Source organism: Okeania sp. SIO2B3, assembly GCF_010672525.1.
GTDB lineage: Bacteria > Cyanobacteriota > Cyanobacteriia > Cyanobacteriales > Microcoleaceae > Okeania.
Map to the genome: position 1 here is coordinate 1 of NZ_JAAHGH010000047.1, position 19,087 is coordinate 19,087.

A 19,087-nucleotide genomic window follows, 5' to 3' on the forward strand; every position below is an offset into this window, starting at 1 on the left:
ATACGTTAGATTCTATTCCTGTCCAAGCTGTTTCAGATAAATGCCCAAACTTGTCTATATAATCATCTCCTTTGGCATCATTTAGAGGAGATAAGTTTACTACTCTTTCAAACTGCTCTAACAATTTTATTGTTTTATTAGGAATGTCTAATGCTTTGTCATAGTAATGAGCAGCCAGAGGTAATAGCACAATACTAGGGTATTCTTGACAGTAGTAATTAAGCATTTCTGCCCAATTCTTAAATAAGAAATCTATGTTTTCTGAAGATAAGCTTTTCCAGAAATCCTCACTATAAAACTTCCTACTTCCTATTTTTAAATGATCAGGAATTAATCTTTTGTCAACAACTATATCTTGCAGTTTTTTAATCGAAGACACCTACAGTAATAGTGTTAGACACTTCTCTTATCCACGGGTCACCTGATTTTATGACCATTTCTGGATAACCAGACCTTGGCTGATAATACTCTTCCTCCAACCAATAAAGATTATAACTGACTGTTGCGGATTCCTTGTCCCTTTCAATACTTGTTATTTGACCTGAGTAAGAAGCATACTCTTCTCTTCTCGACCCAAAATATAACCCTTTAAGCCCGCATCCTCCATTTGTTTGGTTTACTTCCATAGTTAACAACCAATATCCTTCATCCCATAGTTCGCCTGGCAAACTAGCTGCTACAGAACCTTTCTTCTCAGATGGTTTTTCACCTTTGGGCGGTAATTTCTTCTGCTCTTTCTTTTGCTCTTTCTCTTCTTCGCAGTCAGGAATTTTTCTGACTTCTGTATGAGTAACTTGTCCGGCTATCTTGTAAGTCAATACCACACTACACCCATCGCGCGCACCTTCAATTTCATACAAATCAAAAGCATAGCTATAGCGCTGTGCGCAGACAACAGGCAACAGGCAACAGCTCATCTGGGGGAATAAATTGCTGATAATATAAGGCTTTTAGCTATTGGACACCTCCTGCAATTTGTAAATATGCCAGCGCACATTGCTATAACTTTGGAATTATTAAGCTCTCCTAAGTCTAATTCTACTGCTGCAATTCCAATTCCCAGAGAAATTTTTATGCCATCAGCACCGAAGACAACAGAGGCTCCAATTCCCGCCTTTTCCCATCCAAGGGTAACTTCGCCACCTTGAGTGTCAATCTCAAAATTTTTAGACAATCCTTTCCCTTGCTACTTTTTCCCTTTTTTGCCTGCTCCACCTTTACCCATGATTATTATCAAGTCTAATAAAATTCTTGAAATGTGACGCGACCAAGACTAGCGTCTCTAATGCAATATAATCTTTGGGGTAAGTCGTCCATTTGCAGGTATGGTGGCAATAATAAATAGTATCTGAGCCATCCTTTGCTTTCCTATGGTCTATCCAGCCACTAGCAGGAATTGTGTTTTTTGCACCTCTAGGTCTACCAGGCTTTTTCTTTAGTTTGGTCACGGGAGGAAATATTGGTTTTTCTTGTGCGTTGAAGGAGTTAGGAGCTAAGTATGATGAGTTGCTGGCTAAATATTCTAGTGATGGAAATTTGGGGAAGGTTCAGGCCATTACTAAATACTTTGATCAGCAAATTGAAGCGATCGCGAAAATTGAAAACTCAATGGCTGAAGCTCCTAACAGTCCGGCACTTTTACAAATTAAGGCTGTTAAGTTAGCCACAGTTCAAAGCAAAGATGCTCTGATTTTAGCTGCTCAGTCTGGAGTTAATGTAGACTTACCAAGTACTGGAACATCTCAAAAAGCTCAAGGATTCAAAACTTTAATTGCCTTTAAAGTTATTTCTTTAGCTCTTAGAAGATTATGGCCAATGCTTAAAAAGGCCAATTGTAGTTAAAAGGCGATCGCTACAATTGTCCCGGAAGGTTTAGGAGATAAGTATAATTTTGTCTCCTTTTCCTCCCAGAGTGAAGCTAAGAAAATTGTGGAATCTTTACAGTGGTTAAATTGACGAAAAAACAGGTTTTGATGAATCAATTCCAGAAAAGAAGGAACAGGGATAAATAATTGACAATTTATAGATAATAATTGCTTTTATTTTTGATTTTTGGAGATATCTGATAGTAGCGATCGCCTGTTTATAAATACCTTGAAATTCTCGTACATTAACTCTATTTAGCAGGAAAGTTTCTATAGAGATTTATTCTCAAATTAACAATCAATATCATGTGTCTTTGAATACCTACAAATAATACCATTTATCAAAAGCTTTTCTACATTTTGTTGAGCAGGGAACCCACCCCTAACCCCTCCCAGGAGGGGAAGTAGGAGAGTGGGAGAGTGGGGGAGAAGCAAACATAATAATAATTAACATTAATTTAGCTTAAATTAGCAAAAAAGTGATTTTGCTTGTACTGATTAATTGACAACTGAAGTCTTCCCAAAGTATAGCAAGACTTTTGGGAATTGGTATAAAATTTATGAGGGAGTAGGGAGTAGGGGAAAATTTGAAAGATTCTCAAGAGAATCGAGAAGAGCATTTTTATTATGCCTAATTAATTAGACTTGATATGATAATTAAAAATCACCTATCCTTAAAAGAAGAGAATTTATTAAAAGATTTTTTTTCTCTTTGACGCGTAGAAGCTTTAAACCTTTATTATTCAATTAAATTGTGATGCAGTTATTTCTTAGGAGTCAGGAATACCGAGTCAAAATTAATAGTTTTGATACCATTTATTAGGTCAGAATTTATATTTTTCGTCTAAGGGATATCTCCTATCAAGTCTTTTGACTGCCCTTATTAAATGAAAGCTTATTTAAACAATACTCAGAATGGGAGAAACTATATTCTTTTTTTCCCACTCCCTACTTTCAAAAAGATGTAGCAAGAATAAATGAGATTTGGTATTACTCAAAAATCAGTAACCTCTTTGAATCAAAAATTTTCCACCTTTTCACCTACTGAATATTCTCAAAACTTCAAACTAATCTAACTTTGGAAAAATTTTTCTTGTTTCTCCTTGAAACGAGATGCTTTAAACCTTAATTATTCGGTAAATTACCTGGTTTCATCGGAGCTAAATAGGGTTTGCTGAAAAAGTCTTATGGCCCACATTCCGCACTTCAAAATGTAGTACAAAAATACCGTAAGAAAGCGATATAGCTGCCGCTAGGCTCCGCCAACGCAATTAATTAAGTATTAATACTGAAAGTCAAGAAAAATTGGCGCGATTCGGATACATTAGAAAAAACAGTTGGCAAATAGCCAATAAAAATCCCTCGAAGCCAAAATTTTATGTAAAATTTGACTCTTGGAAGAAAAGACCTATCTATTAAAAATTTTCCAGTGCGAGAAAAACTAAATTTGCCCTTAAATAAGGAGATAATAATCCTGACAAGATTGGGGAAAAAACTTAAGTAAATGTAATCGTTCATTAGTTAAATTAGATATTTGTTTAACCTCCTGAAGATAGAAGACGTGAACCGATTGAAAACACTGAAATATCCATCGTAAAGTTGGTCTATCTGTGATACCATTTAAAATCATTGCTTTTACTACTTTACCTGCACTGACTTTCTCCGTCTTTTTCTCTTCTATTAATTCATTAATTTTATCAACTATTCCTATTTCATCAATTATTCCAGCCACTAGCCCCAAGTGGTCGGGCATTTTTGATTTCCACGCTCCATTTTTCTTGTTTTTACCTTTTCCAACTTTCGGAGTAATTTTTACATAAAAACTCTCATACATTGTTCTTGATGTACCTCAGTATTTTTACTAAAAATCTTTTTCAATTTTCTGATGATACCAGTATTAATACTTAATTAATTGCGTTGGCGGGGCCTAGCGGCAGCTACATCGCTTTCTTACGGTATTTTTGTACTACATTTTGAAGTGCGGAATGTGGGTTATGGGTGAGGGTAGGAGACAGGAGACAGGAGACAGGATAAATGGGTACTTAGGGGAGGTAGGAGTTAAGTTTTGTAAGAATGATTTTCCTGCCCAACTATGCGCCTAAAATATTAACTTTTTGAGGGTTTTATACATGATACCAGGGACTTTTTTAGACTCCAAAAAGGCACTTACCTTTATCTGTAAATACTTTTAGATTTATTCAGCAAACCCTAAATAAACTCTTCCTTGAAACTCACCCAAATCATTTTGCAACAGTACCTTATCCCAATTTTTTAAACTCAAATTTACTGAATATTCTCAAAACTTCAACCTAATCTAACTTTTTTAAACAGACCAAAGCATTATAATCAGGCACACCTTCAACAGAACGTTTACCTTTATCTAATAACACATTCCCTTCCGGCCAATGTACTTGTAAATTACCTGGTTTCATCGGAGCTAAATAAACTCTTCCTTGAAAATCACCCAAATCATTTTTCAACAGTACTTTATCCCCATCTTTTAAACTCAAATTTTCTGCATCAATAGGATTAATTAAAACTGCTTCTCGCATAGCTCCAGTAATAGCATCCTTCTTTGACTGCACCATACTATTAAATTGTTTGCCTCTACGAGTCGCCACTAAAAAATATCCCTCTTTTAACTCTTCTTGAGATGAAGAAAGTATTGAAAAATTAGCCTTACTATCCGGTGTAGGAAAATTCCAACCAAAACATAAATGAGAACCACCATATTGAAAATTATCCCCTGGTTCCTTTAAATGCTGAATTCCCGAATATTGCGGAATTACTAAAGCAATTTCCTGACGAATTTCTGAAGTATTTTTAAACTCTAATTTATTTGCTAAATCAGGACGTACTAACTTTGCCAAATCCATAAAAACTTTCCATTCCGGGCGAGCTTCTCCAATTCTCGGTCCTGGAATTTCCGGACTAAAAATCACCCTTCTTTCTGTAGTTGTTTCTGTTACTCCTCCCGGAATTTCATAACGAGTTGTCGCAGGTAACAATATTACCGTTTCTCCCGGTTCAAGCAACATTTGATTAGAACAAACAATATCCTGATGTATTCGCAAAGGTAATCTTTTTATAGCAGCTTCTACATAATCTGGATCTGGCAAAACTTCTAAAAAATTTCCCCCTACAGAAAACAAAACATCTAACTTTCCTTCCGCAGCATTATCGATCATTTCCGAAGCAATTAAACCAGGAGAATTAGGCACAGAAAAACCCCAAAAATTACTCATAACTTCTGCATTTTCTTGGTTAATCTTTCTCCCTCCAGGAAACACCGTAGAATAGCATCCCATTTCTGCTCCACCTTGCACCCCAGAATGTCCCCGAATTGGCATTAAACCACAGCCTTCTCTACCTACAAAACCTTTAGTTAAAGCTAAATTAATAATAGCTCTGACATTATCTTCCCCACACTCATGTTGAGTAATACCCATACTCCAAACAAATACTGCTTTTTCTGCTTCTTTTACCATTTTGGCAAAGGCATACATTTCGTCGCGGGTGCTTCCAGAAAAGCGTTCTAACTCTTCCCAAGATTGAGTATCCAATGAAGCTTTTAATTCTTCAAATTGATTCGTATAATTATCGATAAAAAATTCATCTATCCAATCATTAGCAATGAGATGTTTAATAGTGCCATTCAGGAAAGCCAAATCGCCATTAACATTAACTAAAAAGAAATCTTCGGCAAACTTAGTACCAAATAAAGCACTTTCAGGAATAGACGGTACCCAATAACGTTCCATTCCTGGTTCCCGGTAAGTGTTAATAACTACAATTTTTGTACCTGCTTTTTTCGCCCAGTGTAAATATTTAACAGTAACAGGTTGATTATTTGCTACGTTAGAACCAATAAATACTAATAAATCTGTACCTATCCAGTCTTTGTAAGAACAAGTAGTAGCAGCAGCACCAATAGTAGTTTTGAGCGCCCCGGTACTAGGAGAATGACAAATGCGGGCCGCATTATCAATGTTATTAGTGCCCATGGCCCGTGCAGCTTTTTGGGCCACATAATAAGTTTCATTCACAGTGCCGCGACTGGTAAGGTAGAAACCCAGACGGTCTGGATGAGTATTTTTGAGGCGATCGCTAATTACTTGTAAAGCTTCATCCCAACTAATTCGCCGAAACCCTTTGTCCCCTTTGTCACGACGCATGGGGTAAGGTAGTCGTCCCATTTCTCGTAATTCTGCACTACTTTTATTTTGTAGTTGAGAAACATCTGCTAGTATTTCTGGGTTAAAAGCGGCCATGGTATTAAGGCGCAATAGTCGGAGGCGGACATTACATAAGTGAAAGCCATCGAGAGTCCAATCTTTCATCCCAGTAGTACCGAGGGAGCACCCATCGCAGACTCCTTTATTGAGAATTTCCCAAGCGTAGGGGAGTTGGTCGAGATTTTCAATTGTTGCGCGTATTAATTCCCAGTAGTTATTGGGGTATTGTTCGCCAATACCGAAGGGTTTCCAACTTGCCCAAATTTCCGGGTTCCAGATTTTATTTGGCTTAGGTAACATAATTTATTTAGCTCATATAACAATTTTTATTGCACAATAATTATCGGGTAAATTTTTAGGGGTAAATACAGAAAGCAAAAACTTATCTAAAAGTTCATCAAACTTACTCATAATTATAGCTATCAAACTAAAATGAGTAATTTTGCTCAGTTGTCTATTCATTGAGTCGTTATCAGCTACAATTAGGATATGAAGCTAGTTGAACGTCATGTTATTACCAAATCACATTATTTGTGGTCAGAAATAGACCACAAGGCTTTTTTGTCAAAAAATCTGTTCAATTTAGCCAATTACCATTATCGCCAATATTTCTTTGAAAACAAAAAGAAACTAAGCTTTAATCAACTTTATCACCAGGTATCTAAAAGTGACGATTATCAAGCTTTACCTACCAAAGTAAGTAAGCAAATAATCAGAAGATTAGATTCAGCTTGGAGTAGTTATTTTGCAGCTTTAAGAGAGTGGCAAAAACAGTCAAATAAATTTTTAGGGAAACCAAAAATCCCCAAATATAAACATAAAATAAAAGGCCGAAATATTCTGCCCTATCCTCATGAATCAATATACAAAAAAACCTTAAAAAAAGGAATTTGTCATCTGTCAATGAGTGAAATAAAAATCCAAACTTCACAGACAGAAATAATAGAAACCAGAATTATCCCCAAAAGTAGCTGTTACATAATAGAAATAGTCTATGAAAAATCGGAGTCAACAACAGAAAATCAACAAATAGCAGGAGTAGATTTAGGAGTAAATAACTTAATAGCTGTAACTACAAATCAAACAGGAACTACACCTCTCTTGATTAAAGGCAGACCATTAAAAGCAATTAACACCTTTTATAATAAACAACGCTCTTATTTACAATCTCAATTAAATAGCCACAATCAAACTAACTCTCATCGGTTAAAAAAATTAACTCACAAACGAAATTGTCGAGTAGAAAACTATCTCCATACAGCAAGTAAAAGGGTAATAGATTGGTGTATCAAGCATGAAATAGGAACCTTAATTATTGGACATAATCAGACTTGGAAACAAGAGATAAAATTAGGGAAAAAGAACAATCAACAATTTGTGAATATCCCTCACTATAGGTTAATAGAGATGTTAACGTATAAAGCCCAACTAAGAGGAATAAAAGTAATAGTTACAGAAGAATCTTATACATCTCAATCAAGCTGTTTAGATGGAGATGATTTACCTAAATATGGAGAACAAAAACCGACATTTAGCGGAAAAAGAGTAACAAGAGGACTGTATAAAACCAGGGAAAATAAATTATTAAATGCAGATGTAAATGGGTCATTTAATATAATTAAAAAAGTAATTCCTGATGTCTTGGACCAAGGAATAAAGGGTTTGCCGTTTAACCCTGTAGTGCTTGACCCACTACGAATGACTATACTTTCAGACCTTTGAGTAAGTTTGAGTAAGTTTAGTTGAGCGGTTATGTTATTTTTGAAGAGAAATTAATATCACCTTAATATTGTTATCAATAGACATTTTCAGAAAACAGGGAACAGGGAATTAACAAAATCAGAAGTCAGATAGGGGAGCTGTCGGTAGGGCGACGTACAGAAGTTATTTTTTTCAATAATTTATAATTAAGAATTTATAATTACCTCTTATTATAAATAAGAGGATTGGATCAAAAGATTTTTTTTCTTTATTTCTCCATGAATGGAGAGGCTTTATACCTGAATTTTTCTGTAACGGGGATTTTAGCAACTCTCCAAAAATATTTCGCCTTAAAAGGCGGGGTTTTATAGCATTTATCAAAAGCTTTTCTACATTTTGTTGAGCAGGGGAGTAGGGGAGAAGTAAAAAGTAAGAATAATTAACATTAACTAGACTATTTTTAGCAAAAAGGTGATTATAACTGTTTTGATTAATTAATAACTGAAGCCTTACCTAAGTATAACGTTACTTTTAGGGATTGGTATTAGGCCAAATTATTTTAATAAAAACACGACCAAAAAATAGGAAAAATGTTTGATTTTTATAATTTATGGAATTGATGATTTTTTATTATAGGAATAAATCACAAATTTAATATGTAACTACCTATATATGAATTTGCTATAATGGCAGGGAAAGGGATATAGGATATTTTTTTATTCCCTATTATCTATTAAACATTTAGTTTGACAACTGATAACTGAAACGACCTTTTAATATTCTCCTAACCAACTATTTCTTTGCTATATTTGACTTGATTAATATCACATAAATGATAACAGCCATAAGATGGAAATTATTAAAGCTTTGCAAACGACTGTATCAAGTGCTTTATATGCGTGTGATTATCATTCTTGTCACTTTAATCTGTTTGGGTTTTAGTATAGCTTTAGTAGGAACCTACTACCTATCGATTAATTTAGTAGATTCTCAAGCAATGCACTATGCAAAAGTAGCTGTCAAAACCTTGAATGAAGCTAGAGTACTGTACAGCAAGAATGTTGTTGATCGGGTAAAGTCAATGGATGGTATCCTGGCCATACCTGAATATCATACTGTAAAAGGAGGTATTCCTAATCCTGCTACCTATACTATCGAACTTGGGGAGCGGCTCAGTGATGAATCAGAAGGTCTGTTGTTTAGACTTTATAGCGAATATCCATTTCCTAATCGACAATTAACAGGAGGACCTCAAGATAAGTTTGAACGGGATGCACTAATTTACCTGAAAAAGCATCCAAAAGCTTCGTTTTATCGAAAACAGCAATTTGGCGATCGCCTCTCGTTTCGCTACACAGAAGCTGTCCTCATGGAGCCAAGTTGTGTAGCTTGTCATAATACACTGCGAAGTAGTCCTAGAAAAAACTGGAAAGTTGGACAAGTGCGTGGTATCGTAGAAATTACTCAGCCTATTGATAATGTTATCCTGATAGCTGAAGATGGATTAAAGGTAATTTATACTGTCTTGATGACTATTATTAGTCTAGCAATTTCAGGTTTAATTTTAGTTATTGGACGCTTTCGTAAAATTAATCAAGAGCTAGAACAGAAAGTTTTGGAAAGAACAGCAGTTCTCAATCATTTAGCTGCCATTGATGGGTTGACCCAACTGATAAATAGGCGTCAGTTTAATATACTTCTTCAGCAAGAGTGGCGACGAATGCAACAACAACAACGACCCTTATCGTTGATTCTTTGTGATGTTGATTATTTCAAGAAATACAATGATACCTACGGTCATGTAGCAGGAGATAATTGTCTTTGTGCTGTTGCCCAAGTTTTGGATAGTAGTGTTAAGCGTTGTGGAGAATTTGCTGCGAGGTATGGTGGGGAAGAGTTTGTAATTGTTTTACCAGGAGTAAATAGTTTTGAAGCAAGTAGAGTCGCAACTATAATTATGGATGGTATTCATTCTCTGAAGATACCTCACAAAACCTCTTTGAATAACTCCTATGTCACCCTCAGTATGGGAATTGCAAGTACTATTCCTAAGGAGCAAAGTTATCCTGAACAATTGATTAAGTGTGCAGATAGAGGATTATACCAAGCTAAAGAAGAAGGAAGAGATCGGTTTATTATTTGGAATGAGAAGCAAGAATAGTTTTGCTTAAATTCAAATATAAATCAATACAGTTCAGTTAAGGGTTTTTTTGGCAGTTCTGTAATCTGAAAAGCTACTCTAATGGTTCCATATCTTATATCAAATCTGGTTAAACAGTTATAGATTGGTTAAGTAAGGAGGAGTCAACCCACCCCTAACTCCTAACCCCTCCTAGGAGGGGAAGTCAGGAATCATATCATGTCCGTTGGGGCGCGTTTGTGTAAACCCAAGGGTGAATATCTGGAAATTTACAGCAGTTTTCTAGTTGATGAGGTACAAAGTTTTATTGCTCTAGGCAACAGGCAACAGGCAACAGGCAACAGGGAATATAGGAATAAATAGTCTTATAGCTGTACCTCACGCTTCCTCAAAAGTGCTGTAAGTTTTTTTCTTGCTCTTAAGCATTCCTACTTATTCCCTCTTCCTTCTTCCTTACCTTAGCTATACAATACCTATGCTACCGGACATGATATCAGGAGTCAGGAGTCAGTAGGAAGAAAGGATGAGAGTTGGAATTATCTGGAGATAAGTAGGCATTTTATGTCTGCATTGCATGGAAGTAGAAAGTGCGATAACTGTAATTATTAGCAACGGGAATGAGTGTGGAACAAGTAGCACAAATTCTTACTTTAACTGTTGAGGAAGTGAGGAAAATTTCTGATAGTTAGATAATAATATCATCAGGACTTACGCATCCAAATTTGTATCATAAACCGGTTTTTGTAGTGCGGGCAAGATGCCCGCAATTAGTGTACTGGACAAAAGTGGAATCTGCTGTTATCTGTAAGAGTTCCACAGGATATTGATGAGTATATGCGATCGCTCCCTAATAGAAGTCAGTGCTTAGAGGAAGCTATAACAGAAAAGGCGAGAAAAGAAATGCACCAATATATTCATTAATGGATAATGGATAATTACCTCTGGTTAAAACCGTTACGGAATTGAATATCAGGAAATATTATTTCTTCTCTTGGTAGGGTGGGATGGCGAGACCTCGCCATCCCACCCTACGAGAAGCTGCCAAGATAGAACTCCGTTCCGCTGTCGCGTTTCGCGTCAGCGTTGCGAAGCAAACGACCGCTTTTTTCCCCTTGAAAGGGGAAGCGAATAAAGCTGAATTATTTAATTAATAATTAGGGTTTGCGCTTCACTAGTGTTTTAGTAGGGGTAGGAGACAGCTATACTGGAGACAACCCACCCGCGGGGCGCGACCGTGGAGGGGAAGACAGGAGGAACGGGGAATGAGCGAGGAAGTAGGAGTAATATCATGTCCGTTGGTATATTCCCGTGTAAAAGTTGGGGAAATATCTACCGCCATATAAGTAAAATTTTTCCTTTTCTTAAAGCTTCTTCCTTCTCTATACAAGACCGATGCTACCGGACATGATATAACAATTGTCAATTTGGGATTTTTCTGCCCAACTATGCGCCTAAAATACGCTCCTAGCATGAGCGTTTTAGACGTGATAAGGCACTTTTTCAAGACTCCAAAAAGGCTAAACTCTTTAATATGTCAATACTTTGATATTTAATCAGCAAGCCCTAATTATTAATTATTCGGTAAGGAATAGTTTAACTATGTAATAATTAATAGCGGGAAAAACATTTATCCAGATAATATTTTTCCTTATTTCTAAATTATTCCCGCAAAACATAACCCACTCCTCGCACAGTTTGAATTAACCTTTTTTCTTCATTAGATTCTAACTTCAAACGTAAGTAACGAATATAAACTTCAATAATATTTGAATCGCCCATAAAATCATAACCCCAAACAGTTTCTAAAATTCTATCTCTTGTCAAAACTTGTCGAGGATGAGCCATTAAATATTCCAATAAATCAAATTCTTTTGCTGTTAATTCAATTGCTCTATTATCCCGATAAACTTCCCTGGTACTTCTATTTAAACTCAGGTCTTCAAACATTAATAAATCGGGATTAGGTTCTTGAGTACGTCTGAGATGTGCCCTAACTCTAGCTAATAATTCTTCCACACTAAAAGGCTTTAATACATAATCATCCGCCCCTGCATCTAAACCAGCTACGCGATCGCTCACATCATCCTTAGCTGTTAATAGAATAATTGGTACTTTATCGCCAGTAGTTCGCAAACGACGACATAATTCTAACCCCGATAGACCAGGTAACATCCAGTCAAGAATTATCAAATCTGGCTTAATTTCTCGTGCCATTGTTATGCCGGCGAACCCATCATTAGCCACCGTTACTTGATAACCTTCATATTTAAGTTCTAGCTCGATAAATTGAGCTAGTTTTGCCTCATCTTCAACTACCAAAATGTGAGATGACATTTGTTTTTTAATCTAAACACTTCTATTTATTCTACTATAGGAAATACCTTCACTCGTTCAACATAATTTTCTGGAGTTATAGAAGATTCCAAAGAAGGATTTGACGGATAAACTTTACTCAACTTCCTGTACCGGAATTGGAAACTTTTCTCCTTTCAAATAGGCATCAAAATTTTGCTTAAAATAAATCCAAGAAGTCACATCATCCTTATCCAAAAGAGATTTAGCTGCATTTTTAAACAACGGAACGCGAGTATTCATTTCATCTTGAATTAACTGGGGTAATTCTGCAACACCAGCCACCTTCCCACCCCAAGCACTATAAATTAGATTACCAGAGCGATCGCCCATTTTCATCCACGGCACCCAAGGACCTATTCTATCCCATGCCAACATTACCTTAGATACGGAAGTTGTGTCAGGATTTTGTAAATCTGCCGTGGGTACTGTCAACTTAAACAATTCACTAGCTTGATAAAGAGGTTGAGGACTATATTCAGCAAACTTTGGATCATCGGCGAGGGGATTAGGATAACTAGAAAATAGGTCAAACTTATAAGTAGTCAACTCCTCATCAACTAATGCAGGCATTGGTCTTTTGAACAACCCCTGTACTGGATTATTGGCCACATGAACTACAGGCAAAACTTCATCCGTCCAGGGATTTTTCCAAATATCCAACTTTTCCCCTGTTTCGGGGTCAAGATAAAAGGTTAGTTCCCTGGAAGTAAAATCCCAACCTCCCTCCGACCTCGGAATACATCTGGCCACACTCATCCCTACTATTTGGAACAAATGCTGTTTTGGTTCCCCAGGAATAAAGGCATAAACCGAACCCTGCCAAGTCAGAAAAGATTGTTGAGCGTCGGTACTAGCACGCACTTTAACCCAGTCTTTTGCTTCAAGTAGTTTTTTGGTAAGATTGACCATTCGTTTGCTGATATAATTTTTTGTCTATAATAATATAGCAATTAGCAGTCAGTTATCAGTTATCAGCTTGATTTTTGTGTTTTTTCGTCTAACTTTTTAGACATACTTTATATGTGAAAGAGAAAATTATAATTCAGAGCTAATTTTAATTACTAAATAGTCAATCAGCAATTATGTAGGCATTCAGCTTTTTCTGCGGAATGCTACGCAGACAGTTTTTGAACCTAATAACTTACTAAAGTTAGCTAATAACCTTTTTATTTATAAGTTTTAATTCTTTTTGGAGACTAATTCCTCCTTCGGTTTAATAGTAAGTTCATAACTCATAGCTGATAGCTGATAGCTGATAGCTAAATGCTTACGTAATTATCAATTACTACAAAAATAACTTATAGAAAGCTGGAGTTAATAATGGGTGAATATTTTAATGATTATGAATTTGATAACTTAAATTTTTATAGAGATAATCATGGTAAACAACTTTACTATAATTGGGGTGGAGAAGTTTGGTGGATAGAATCACCTGGAAAACCTCAAGAAAAGTTGTTTTCTATTATTGGGATGAATGCAACAAAAGTATTTCTTAAACCACATCCAGAATATGGGGAAGCCGGACATAGAATTAATCGAGAAATATGTTTATTTTGCGACCCATCTACTCAAGAAGTATTGCACTATTGGCGACCTAGAGAAGGAGTCAAAGAAGTTCCTGTCGTACATATTGCTAACCGGATGGTACAGGGTTTTGTCTCACCCAAAAAAATTGTAATTCCTGAGAATTCTGGATATGTGAAAAAAGTTATAGAAATTCCTTTAGAATATCCTCATCCTTTGGCAAAAGAAAGTAAATATCGAGATTATTGCCCTGGAGAAAAATTTAAAGGAGTAGAATATTTTACCTCTAGTGTGGCTCGACCAGGGGTAACAGAAATACCTCCTTCTGAGTGGGCAAGAGATTGCCCGTGGATGCCTTGGATGAAATTGGGTTATGGTCATCCAGCTCGATTAAGATTTGAAACTACTATTTCTCAGGTAGAATCTTTTGAAGAACTTCATCCTAATTTAGTCAAGTTGGTGAGAGAAACATTGCCAATTTATGAGTTTGCTCCTGATGAAAGTGATGAACCAAATGTGACAAGTATTTTGTATTTTAAGAAGTATTTTGATGCTTATTTAAGAGGGGAAAAATTTCCAATTCCAGAAACTACTTAAATTATACCAATTCCCATGCATTATTGCTATACTTGGGCAATACTTCAGTTGTCAACTGATAGGTACAAGCAAAATCACTTTGCATGCTAATTTCAGCCTGCGTTAATGTTAATTATTCTGATGTTTGCTTCCCCTCCACGGTCGGGGGAGGGGCGAGGGGTGGGTCTACTCCCCCACTCCCCTATTTCCTCTCCCAGGAGGGGAAGTCAGGAGTCATATCATGTCCGGTTGAATAATTAGACTTTGGTGGAAGGAAAGCAGAAGGCAGCGGGAGCTGGAGGCAGAAGGTTTTCTCAAGAGTGTCACCTAAATTTTATACACGCTCCGATGCTACCGGACATGATATTACCTCGCAAAAATGTACTTTTCACCTTTCCAGTTAACTCCATTCCTTCAAACCGAGTAGACTGACTTCCAGGCATTTTTACGACTATAAAATGTTGGCGTTGCTGAATTGAAGTATGAATGCGCGATTGTTTGGTTCTCGCCTTCGCCCCCGCGCATCCCCCATTCAACAAAAAGCGAAGCAACATCTGGCTTCCCATCGTTCAAAAGCGAAGCAACATCTGGCTTCCCATCGTTCAAAAGCGAAGCATCTTCTGGCTTCCCCCTTTCTAAGGGGGACGGGAGGGGGATAAAAAAGGGGGACTTTTAGAGTTTTATTCCCCCCGCGCATTGGGGGGCTAGGGGGGCTTGCATCATACCCAGAATCAGCAACGCCAAAATGTTTATAGCGGTTTTCAAATTGATGAACCACATCGCCATAACTAAAACCCTGTAGGGACGTTGCATAAGGGCGTCCCTACTGTGGTCTACTGAAATGAAAACCGCTGTAAGTACCACTAAGCACGAAAATCATAGCTAAATTCACCAAAGCCCAATTTCTATGTATTTAGTTTTGACCAGAAATTTGGTTGGAATTGCTTATCCAAAGGTGTTTTTGCAATGTGATTAGTGTAGTTGTGCATGACCTTAATAGCAATGCCTAGAATTACTTCTAATACCTGCTGTTTAGTATATCCAGCTCTCATAAATGCCTCAATTTCACTATCTTCAACCCAGCCACGAGCTTGTACCATTTGTTGAGTAAAACGACGTAATGCTTGTAATTTTGTATCTGGCATTGGCGTTCCATTCCTGAGAGCTTCAAGGTTTTCTTTAGACATTCCTATCATTTTAGCTAATCCAGAATGGGCTGCCATACAGTAATCACAGCCATTCTCATAGTTTGCTGTTAAATAAATCACCTGCTGCTCAACCGCCGTAAAACTTGTCGTCTCAAATAAATCCCATAACGTCACTGAGGCTTTTAATAAAGCTGGAGCTTCGGCCAAAACTCCTTCTAAATTAGGGATAAAACTAAAAGTTTGTTGAGCATGAACTAATGCTTGTTTAGAGTCTTCTGATGCTGTTTTTAGGGTATGAATAGTAAATTCCATTGGTTAAATATCTAATTCAATAGTTAGGTAGACAATTCTGTCTACCTATTTTTTTGATAGTATATATCTATGAAGACAAGTTTGTCTACTTTTATTTAAAATGAAATCCTCTAATCATCCTCGCCAGCAAATTTTAGAAACTGCGTCCCAACTTTTTTATCAAAAGGGCATTCAAAATGTGGGCATTAATGAGATTATTGCCACTAGCGGTGTGGCCAAAAGAACTCTTTATCGGCATTTCACATCGAAAGACGAACTAATAGAAGCAGTAATGAAACACAGGGCAACAGAATGGTTAAACTGGTTTGAAATGGCAGTACGCGATCGCGGTAATACTGCGAAGGAGAGATTACTCGCAACTTTTGATGTCTTACGAGAGTGGTATGCTAGTCCAAATTTTCGTGGTTGTCCTTTTATCAATGCTGTACTAGAAATAGCTGATGCTTCTCATCCGGCCCATGATGTTTCGGTAGGAGTCAGAGAGTCTATTCGGATGCAAGTTAAGCACTTAGCTGAAGAAGTTGGAGTAACAGATGCAGAATCATTTTCCCAACAATATTTACTTCTGATTGGAGGGGCAAGCTTGATGGCTACTATTGAAGGGTTTTCTGGAGGTGCTCATTATGCTCAACAGGTATTATCTACTTTAATTGATAGCTCTATAGAAAAGTCAAAAATCTAGGTATAATCTCATATCCGGTAGCATCGGTATTTTCATTAATGGATAATTGATAATTAGGGTTTGCGCTTCACTAGTCTTTTAGTAGGGGTAGGAGACAGGAGACAACCCACCCCTCGCCCCTCCCAGGAGGGGAAAGACAGGAGACAGGAGGAACGGGGAATGAGCTAGGAGGTAGGAGCTAAGTTTTGTAAGAATGATTTTTATGCCATAATCGTCCCAAAGTACTAGCTTTATGCAGCTCAAAAAGCTGAAAAGCTGGCACTTTTTTAGACCAAAAAATGCTAAAACCTTTATCTGTAAAGACTTTTATCTTTAATCAGCAAGCTCTAATTACCTCTCCCTTTTAGGGAGAAGATTGAAAAATCAGGAAAAAATTTATTTTCTTCCCCTTGAAAGGGGAGGCTTTTAACCCGAATTGTTTAGTTATTTAATTATTTAATTATTAATTATTTGCTAAATGTAGTTGTTAATATTAGTAATCAATAATGGAGGCCTTACATTTGTGAAATATAAAGAAAAGCTAAATAATAGTTAATCTAATAAAGTTTGTTATAGTCTGTCAATGGAAAAAACGTTCACACACAAAGTGACTTACGGAGTAATAAAAATGAAAAAAGCATTAGGCAAAGTCATCCTTGCATTTCTTGTCTGTTTACTATCTTTTGCAGTAGTTTCGCCCAGCCCTGCAATGGCAGATGAATATTATTGTATGTTAGAACTAGAGCCAGATTGTCTAAGACAACTGCCGCTCTCTGGAGACTTGTTATATGTAGATATACCTCCATCTGGGGTTGACTTAATAGATGTAAATTTCAGCAATTTCTCAAATAATGAAGCTGTAATAAACAGTGATATTGACGACCCAATAAAATTACCCCCATTTGGTGAAGAAGACAAAACTTATGAAGTCGTACCAGCAAGCTCAGTTACATTCTCAAATGAGAGTCCTGTTCGAGATACAATAGTACAAATCAGAGTAGTTGGGTATTAGTGATTAATTAAGATAATTTTTTGTAGGGGTGGGCTAATGTAGTGATTGATATTAGCAGTTGATAGACTTGATGTTTGCCCACCCTATCCATCACGAAACAATTGTAATCATAGAGGAAGAAACTCCTCTGGATATTTGGAAAAAACCTTCACACAAAAATTGACTTACGGAGTAATAAAAATGAAGAAAGCATTAGGCAAAGTCATCGTTGCATTTTTTGTCTGTTTACTATCTTTTGCAGTAGTTTCTGTTCTACTAAACTTACCCAAACTTACCCATACATGGTGGCATGAGCTTTGGAGCTAGCTTCCTGTTTTGCTAACGCAAAGCTGCGCTAACGCAGAAGACCACTGACCGCAGTCTGTAACTTATCTTCTCCACAGGCTTAAATTCGCTTGGAACTCAAGCTACTGATACACATAGTTTTTCAGGTTGACCGCAGCATTAAAATCTCTGTCAGTTTCAAAACCGCATTCACTACACTCATAAGTTCTCAAGTGTAACGGCATTTTCTGTTGATGACCACAGTTTGAACATATTTGAGAACTTGGATAAAATCTATCTGCTATGACTAATTCACTGCTGTACCATTCACATTTGTATGTAAGCTGACGTTTGAATTCATAAAAGCCACAATCAGCAATAGCACTTGCTAGTTTGTGATTCTTGAGCATTCCACTTACATTCAAATCCTCAATTACTATGGTGCTGTGGTTTTTAGCTAACCATGTTGTGAGTTTATGTAGTGCATCTGCTCTGATATCGGCTACTTTTTTATGGACTTTTGCTAGTTTTTTTACTGCTTTAATTCTGTTTTTGGAACCAATAACTTTTTTACTGACTGCACGTTGATGACGAATTAATCGTTTTTTGGCTTGCCTATAGGCTTTGACATTAGCAAATTTGCTGCCATCAGAACAGGTTGCTAAAGTATTTATGCCTATATCTACACCAATAGTTCCTCCAACTTTTTCTGTTGAATCTGGTTCAAAATTGTACTTAAAACTGATGTACCAACTATCTGCTTTTTTTGTTAGCGAAGCTCCTCTGAAAGAGGCTATGGTGACGTTTTTTACTCTGTATGAAGGTAAAATTTCGTATGTTTTTACTATTCCGATTCTGGGTAATTGTATGTAGTTTCCTTGGAAAATCTTAATACTTCCTTCTAAGTAAAAGCTGTCTTTTCTGCCTTTTTTCTTGAATTTAGGAAATCCACGTCCAGGAATAGTTAAAAAGTTTTTAAATGCCCTTTCTAAATCTCTTAATGCTTGTTGTGGGGCACATTTAGATACATCATAGTACCAAGGATTAACTGATTTAACTTCAGCGACTAAACGCTTATGCAAGGTAATTGCACTTGGGCGTTTTTTAGTTTCTTCGTACTCTTTTATGCAAGTTGCTAACCCCCAGTTATAAGCATGACGTGCAACTCCTGCGTGTTTGGCAAGTATGGTTTTTTGGTAATTATTAACTTTTAATTTGGTCTTAATTGATTGCATTTGAACACGCACACCATGAAAAAAAGTCTTTGACAATATTAGTATATAAATTAATCTAT

The 19,087-nt window shown here is 36.6% G+C and carries 16 protein-coding genes; 7 read left to right on the forward strand and 9 right to left on the reverse strand.

The window, feature by feature from the left end; genetic code table 11:
• From F6K15_RS23805 to F6K15_RS23815, 3 genes are all read right to left on the reverse strand, one after another.
• Positions 1-379, reverse strand: a 379-nt coding sequence (locus F6K15_RS23805; protein ID WP_293065207.1) for a hypothetical protein, incomplete at its 3' end; no start/stop codon positions are given.
• Positions 366-902, reverse strand: coding sequence for a hypothetical protein (locus F6K15_RS23810; protein ID WP_293065209.1), 537 nt, complete (start codon positions 900-902; stop codon positions 366-368). The genes F6K15_RS23810 and F6K15_RS23805, both read right to left, overlap by 14 nt.
• An 11-nt stretch (positions 903-913) precedes the next feature.
• Entirely contained in the window at positions 914-1,174 is a 261-nt protein-coding gene (locus tag F6K15_RS23815) for a hypothetical protein (protein ID WP_293065212.1), read from the reverse strand.
• Between the two features lie 224 nt (positions 1,175-1,398).
• Between F6K15_RS23815 and F6K15_RS23820 the strand changes: the two genes are divergently transcribed.
• Positions 1,399-1,842 (forward strand): hypothetical protein, encoded by a 444-nt coding sequence (locus F6K15_RS23820; RefSeq protein WP_293065215.1) that lies wholly within the window; start codon positions 1,399-1,401, stop codon positions 1,840-1,842.
• 1,476 nt (positions 1,843-3,318) lie between these two features.
• Here F6K15_RS23820 and F6K15_RS23825 read toward each other — a convergent pair.
• Together F6K15_RS23825 and F6K15_RS23830 are read right to left on the reverse strand one after the other, a co-directional pair.
• Complete coding sequence (locus F6K15_RS23825) at positions 3,319-3,618, reverse strand: DUF4277 domain-containing protein (RefSeq protein ID WP_293065282.1); 300 nt, start codon at positions 3,616-3,618, stop codon at positions 3,319-3,321.
• A 556-nt stretch (positions 3,619-4,174) separates the two neighbouring features.
• Positions 4,175-6,400 (reverse strand): FdhF/YdeP family oxidoreductase, encoded by a 2,226-nt coding sequence (locus F6K15_RS23830; protein ID WP_293065218.1) that lies wholly within the window; start codon positions 6,398-6,400, stop codon positions 4,175-4,177.
• 189 nt (positions 6,401-6,589) lie between these two features.
• Between F6K15_RS23830 and F6K15_RS23835 the strand changes: the two genes are divergently transcribed.
• Positions 6,590-7,822: a transposase gene (locus F6K15_RS23835; protein ID WP_293065221.1), complete on the forward strand. Its 1,233-nt coding sequence runs from the start codon at positions 6,590-6,592 to the stop codon at positions 7,820-7,822.
• An 811-nt stretch (positions 7,823-8,633) separates the two neighbouring features.
• On the forward strand, positions 8,634-9,962 hold the full coding sequence (locus F6K15_RS23840; RefSeq protein ID WP_293065224.1) for a diguanylate cyclase domain-containing protein: 1,329 nt from the start codon (positions 8,634-8,636) through the stop codon (positions 9,960-9,962).
• Between the two features lie 1,638 nt (positions 9,963-11,600).
• Here the strand turns inward: F6K15_RS23840 and F6K15_RS23845 are convergent.
• Positions 11,601-12,275, reverse strand: a complete 675-nt coding sequence (locus F6K15_RS23845; RefSeq protein WP_293065227.1) for a response regulator transcription factor — start codon at positions 12,273-12,275, stop codon at positions 11,601-11,603.
• Between the two features lie 114 nt (positions 12,276-12,389).
• On the reverse strand, positions 12,390-13,205 hold the full coding sequence (locus tag F6K15_RS23850) for a DUF1838 domain-containing protein (protein ID WP_293065230.1): 816 nt from the start codon (positions 13,203-13,205) through the stop codon (positions 12,390-12,392).
• A 411-nt stretch (positions 13,206-13,616) separates the two neighbouring features.
• On the opposite strand from F6K15_RS23850, the gene F6K15_RS23855 reads away from it, so the two are divergent.
• On the forward strand, positions 13,617-14,417 hold the full coding sequence (locus F6K15_RS23855; protein WP_293065233.1) for a DUF1838 family protein: 801 nt from the start codon (positions 13,617-13,619) through the stop codon (positions 14,415-14,417).
• Between the two features lie 884 nt (positions 14,418-15,301).
• Here the strand turns inward: F6K15_RS23855 and F6K15_RS23860 are convergent.
• Positions 15,302-15,856: a carboxymuconolactone decarboxylase family protein gene (locus F6K15_RS23860; RefSeq protein ID WP_293065236.1), complete on the reverse strand. Its 555-nt coding sequence runs from the start codon at positions 15,854-15,856 to the stop codon at positions 15,302-15,304.
• 100 nt (positions 15,857-15,956) lie between these two features.
• Here F6K15_RS23860 and F6K15_RS23865 point away from each other — a divergent pair, with 100 nt between their 5' ends.
• From F6K15_RS23865 to F6K15_RS23875, 3 genes are all read left to right on the forward strand, one after another.
• Positions 15,957-16,538 carry a TetR/AcrR family transcriptional regulator gene (locus F6K15_RS23865; RefSeq protein ID WP_293065239.1) on the forward strand — a complete coding sequence of 194 codons (582 nt, stop codon included), beginning with the start codon at positions 15,957-15,959 and terminating at the stop codon, positions 16,536-16,538.
• 607 nt (positions 16,539-17,145) lie between these two features.
• Positions 17,146-17,529: a hypothetical protein gene (locus F6K15_RS23870; protein ID WP_293065242.1), complete on the forward strand. Its 384-nt coding sequence runs from the start codon at positions 17,146-17,148 to the stop codon at positions 17,527-17,529.
• A gap of 180 nt (positions 17,530-17,709) precedes the next feature.
• The gene (locus tag F6K15_RS23875) at positions 17,710-17,835 is read left to right on the forward strand and encodes a hypothetical protein (protein ID WP_293065245.1); all 126 of its coding nucleotides are present in this window, start codon (positions 17,710-17,712) and stop codon (positions 17,833-17,835) included.
• A 101-nt stretch (positions 17,836-17,936) separates the two neighbouring features.
• Here the strand turns inward: F6K15_RS23875 and F6K15_RS23880 are convergent, their stop codons facing one another.
• Positions 17,937-19,064: an RNA-guided endonuclease TnpB family protein gene (locus F6K15_RS23880; protein ID WP_293065247.1), complete on the reverse strand. Its 1,128-nt coding sequence runs from the start codon at positions 19,062-19,064 to the stop codon at positions 17,937-17,939.
• Positions 19,065-19,087 lie beyond the last annotated feature (23 nt).